This is a genomic window from Alcanivorax sp. HI0083, assembly GCF_001635175.1.
Window position 1 is genome coordinate 1 of the sequence record NZ_LWFX01001169.1, and the last position, 4,602, is coordinate 4,602.

General features: G+C 60.8%; 5 protein-coding genes. 4 read left to right on the forward strand and 1 reads right to left on the reverse strand.

The window, feature by feature from the left end:
* Positions 1 to 544 (reverse strand): HugZ family protein (locus A3754_RS16700; RefSeq protein WP_063520607.1); only part of this gene is annotated, 544 nt, incomplete at its 3' end.
* 126 nt (positions 545 to 670) lie between these two features.
* Here A3754_RS16700 and A3754_RS16705 point away from each other — a divergent pair.
* From A3754_RS16705 to A3754_RS16720, 4 genes are all read left to right on the forward strand, one after another.
* Complete coding sequence (locus tag A3754_RS16705) at positions 671 to 1,432, forward strand: SDR family oxidoreductase (protein ID WP_063520608.1); 762 nt, start codon at positions 671 to 673, stop codon at positions 1,430 to 1,432.
* Between the two features lie 135 nt (positions 1,433 to 1,567).
* Positions 1,568 to 1,864, forward strand: coding sequence for an MGMT family protein (locus A3754_RS16710; protein ID WP_063520609.1), 297 nt, complete (start codon positions 1,568 to 1,570; stop codon positions 1,862 to 1,864).
* An 85-nt stretch (positions 1,865 to 1,949) separates the two neighbouring features.
* Positions 1,950 to 3,494: an MFS transporter gene (locus A3754_RS16715; protein ID WP_063520610.1), complete on the forward strand. Its 1,545-nt coding sequence runs from the start codon at positions 1,950 to 1,952 to the stop codon at positions 3,492 to 3,494.
* 105 nt (positions 3,495 to 3,599) lie between these two features.
* Positions 3,600 to 4,550, forward strand: a complete 951-nt coding sequence (locus A3754_RS16720; RefSeq protein ID WP_063520611.1) for a response regulator — start codon at positions 3,600 to 3,602, stop codon at positions 4,548 to 4,550.
* Positions 4,551 to 4,602 lie beyond the last annotated feature (52 nt).

The following is a 4,602-nucleotide window of genomic DNA, read 5'->3' on the forward strand; positions in this document are numbered from 1 at the left end:
TCTGCGCCCCCTGCCCCGGCGCCCCCAGCAAGGCCAGGTAGTGATCGATGGCCTCGGCGTGGTCGTCGTTCATGTGGCCAACCATGGCCTGTTCACGGGCCAGGTCCCAGCCCCACGGCTGCACCAGCGCTTCGGCATTCAACCAGGTCGCCCGGGCAAAACCTGGTATCCAGCGCGCCGTCTTCGGGCGCAACGCGAGAAAATGAAAATCCAGCTGGAGGTACTCGCGGGCGTGAGGAAACACCTGAAAGTAACGCTCCCCCTCGGTCGGGGGCACAGCCACCACCTCGCCGGACACGGTCAACCGCATGGCCGCCTGCCAGTCGCTGTGCTGTTGCTCCACCCACACCAGTGATGCCGCCGGGTTGGCCGCCAGGTTCACACTATGCGCCGCCAGCGCACTGACCAGCATCAACAGGCGCCCTTCATGGTCCGGGACCACATTGACGGCAGACGCAAACGGCGCGCCCTCATCGTCCACGGTGGCCAGTGCCGCATGGCTGTGCTGATAGATAAACGACTGGGCTTCTGCTTCCTGATGCATATGGGGTCCTGCTCTCCTTTTCCAGCTTCCCGTTTTACGGCGGGCCTGAGCAATCCGGTCATTGGCCTGCCCGCTGCACCTCACCATAATCCGTTGCAACGTGAACCGACAGTGTAAGGAATCACCATGGAACTGAACCAGAAAGTGATTGTTGTGACCGGCGCCGGCCGTGGCCTGGGTCGTGGCATCGCCACCTTTTTTGCCGGCAAAGGCGCCAGAGTGGCCTGTGTGGACCTGAGTCAGGAAGACCTGGACGCCACCGTGACCGCCTGTGAAGCCGCTGGCGGCGAAGCCCGCGCCTACCTGGCCAATGTGGCCAAAGAAGAAGAGGTGGAAGCCCTGTTCAACAATGTGGTTGCCGATTTCGGCGCCCTGCACGGCCTGGTCAACAACGCAGGCATCACCCGTGATGGCTTGCTGATCAAGGCCAAAGACGGAGAGCTGGTCAGCAAGATGAGCCTGCAACAGTGGCAGGCCGTGATCGACGTAAACCTGACCGGGGTGTTCCTGTGTGGCCGTGAGGCCGCCGCCAAGATGGTCGAAACCGGCGCCGAGGAAGGCGTGATCGTCAACATTTCCTCCCTGGCCCGCCAGGGCAGCTTCGGCCAGAGCAACTACTCCGCCGCCAAATCCGGCGTGGCCGCCATGGCCGAGGTATGGGCGAAAGAACTGGCCCGCTACAACATTCGCACCGGGGCGGTGGCGCCGGGCACCATCAACACCGACATGTTGGCCGCCATGAAACCGGAAGCCCGCGAGCGCCTGGTACAGGCGGTGCCCCTCAAACGTCTGGGCGAAGCCGAGCACATTGCCCGCAGCGTGGCCTTTATTTTCGAGACCGACTATTTCACCGGTCGCTGCATCGATATGGACGGCGGGCTGCGATAACAACGCCGGACGCTCAATGCCTAACGCACGATGCTACAACCCAGAAGAGGAAATCGGCTGGCACCGGTTTCCTCTTTTTATTGTGCTCTGCGTTTTTCCTTGCAGCTGGAAGCTAGCCACTGGAAGCTACCTTTCATGAACCCTGAATTCCGAGATGCCGTTTACCAGATCGTCGCCGCTATTCCCCCCGGATACGTCAGCAGTTATGGCGCCGTGGCAAAACAGGCGGGCTTTCCCCGTCATGCCCGTTTTGTTGGCCGTCTGATGAGCCAGCTCCCCAAGGACACCCGCCTGCCCTGGCACCGGGTGTTGCGCGCCGATGGCTGTATTGCCCTGGCTGGCACCCCCTCGGGGGAGATTCAGACACAACGGCTACGCGATGAAAATATTCCGGTGCTGGGCGACCGCGTGCCCAGACAGTATTTCCTGTAGCAGGCTGTTGAACCCACATCGCCCCCTGCGAACAAAGTGTCTATGATGAGCCTTTCGCCAATCGGCAATACCCGTTAAGAGTCCTATGCCCCCACAATCAACCAGCTGGCAGCAATCCCTGAAAGCCTTCCTGCACCCCCGTGTGGCCACCATGTTCTTTTACGGGTTTTCGGCGGGCATTCCGTTGCTGCTGATTTTCTCGTCGTTATCGCTATGGTTGCGCGAAGCAGGCATAGACCGCTCCACGGTGACCTACTTCAGCTGGGCGGCACTGGCCTACTCATTCAAGTTCCTCTGGGCGCCACTGATTGACCGCTTGCCGGTGCCAGCGTTGACCCGCTGGCTGGGCCGGCGGCGAGCCTGGTTACTGGTGGCACAACTGGCCGTCGCCGCCGCCATTTTCAGTATCTCCCTGGTCGACCCCACCCAGCCCGGCGCGCTAAACCTAATGGCCTTTGCGGTGGTGTTGCTCGGTTTCACCGCCGCCACCCAGGATATCGTTATCGATGCCTACCGGATTGAATCCGCCGGGGCAAAATTACAGGCGATGATGTCCTCGTCCTATATCGCCGGCTACCGAATCGGCATGCTCACCTCCGGAGCCGGCTCACTGGTACTGGCCAGCTGGCTGGGCTCCACCAGCGAGTCCTACAGCTACGCCGCCTGGCAAAGCACCTATGCCATCATGGCGCTAACCATGCTGGTCGGGGCCGTCACCACCCTGATCATTCGCGAACCGGAAAACCACCGGCCCTCCAACGCGCAGTACACCAGCCGCCAGTACCTCAAGTTCCTGACCCTGTTTGTGGCCGGTATCGCCGCCTTTGTGAGCGTCTACGTATTCACTGCCGAGTCCGCCGCCACGCTCCGTCAGACACTCACTGACGCGGTGAATAACGGAGCCTTGTCCGGTCTGGTGGTGGAAACCCTGCGTCTGGCCCTGGCGATAACGCTGGTGGCCGCCCTGATCAAGCTACTCTCCCTGACCCCGCTATATGACAAGCAGCTGGTACAGGAAAGTTATCTCGACCCGGTAAAAGATTTTTTCCAGCGCTATGGCAAACGCCTGGCATTGTTGCTGCTGGTTTTCGTGGGGTTTTATCGCGTTTCCGATATTGTGCTGGGAGTGATTTCCAACGTCTTTTTTGAAGACATGGGCTTCACCAAGAACGAGATTGCCGGCGTGGTAAAAACCTTTGGGCTATTCATGACCATTGCCGGCGGCTTTCTGGGCGGGCTGCTGGCCATGCGTCACGGCGTGATCCGGGTGCTTTACCTGGGGGCGTTCCTGACCGTGGCCACCAACCTGTTGTTCCTGTGGCTGGCCTATGCGGGCCACGACATCCGCATCCTCTATGCGGTGATCTCCGCCGACAACCTCACCGCCGGGCTGGCCAGCGCCGCCTTTGTGGCGTTCCTGTCGCAGCTTACCAATGTCTCCTTCACCGCCGTGCAATACGCCATCTTCAGCTCGCTGATGACGCTGTTACCCAAAACCATCGGCGGCTACTCCGGCAGCATGGTGGACAACCTGGGCTACCCGGGCTTTTTCCTGCTCGCCAGCCTGATGGGCGTACCGGTGCTGGGCCTGATCTACCTGATCCAGCGCCACAGCGCTTTCCGGGACTGAGGTCCAGGCCCGGAACCACGAAAGATCGACCTGTTCACAGTATACTTTTCAATCAATTCACAAACCGGCTATAGTCGAGACTTACAAAAAACAACAAGAAAGCCAATGAACGTCTCCGAACTCGACATACTGGTTGTGGACGATGCCCGTTTTTCCGCCGCCGTGGTCAACCGCACTCTGGCCACCGCCGGCTATACCCGCATCCGTCATGCCCACAGCGCTCACGATGCCCTTGGCCAGCTGGCCGAGAAACCCGCCGACCTGGTCGTGGCAGACTGGTTGATGCCCGGCATGGACGGCCTGGAGCTGACCCGCCGTATCCGCCAGAACGACGAAGCCAACAACCGCTATACCTATGTGCTGCTACTCACCGCCCGCGAAGGGGTGGACGCCCTGCAACAGGCCTTTGATCAGGGCGTGGACGATTTTGTCTCCAAATCTGCCATGACCGAACAGCTGCAACACCGGGTGATGGCCGCAGACCGCATTATCCAGCGCCACAACCGGGTGCAGACCGACTACCAGCGCATGCTGACGGTGAACCGCCAGCTCAAACGTCAGGCCCTGATCGACCCGCTCACCGGGTTTGGTAATCGCCAGGATGCCTTGCGCGCGCTGGACAGCACACTTAAACACGCCCAGAAACGCGGCGGCGCCGCCTGCATGCTGCTGATGCGCCTGGAAGACTTCGAGCTACAACAACGCCAGCGCGGCAACAAGGTCATGCAACAAGGCGTCCTCGCCTTCAGTCGGCGCCTGCGCCAATCGGTCCGCCCCATGGATCACCTGTGCCGCCTGCAGCAGGATCACTTCGCACTGATCACCTATCAGCCACAGCTGAGCCACTGCGACCCCACCAGTTTCCGGCGTCTATACGACAACCTGAACCACCGCGCCTACCAGACCGCGGCGGGCTTTCTCAGCCTGCAAGTCAGCATTGCGCTGGCCGCATCCGCCGGCAACAACAGCGCAGACGGCATGCTGGAGCAGGCAGCGCTGGAACTGGAGCAGGCCCTGGCGGAAAAACGGATCGTCTCCGCTGCAGCGAGCGCCTGACATACCAGGCGACCGGAGACACACACGCTGAGAAAAACGCTCCATTTAATGC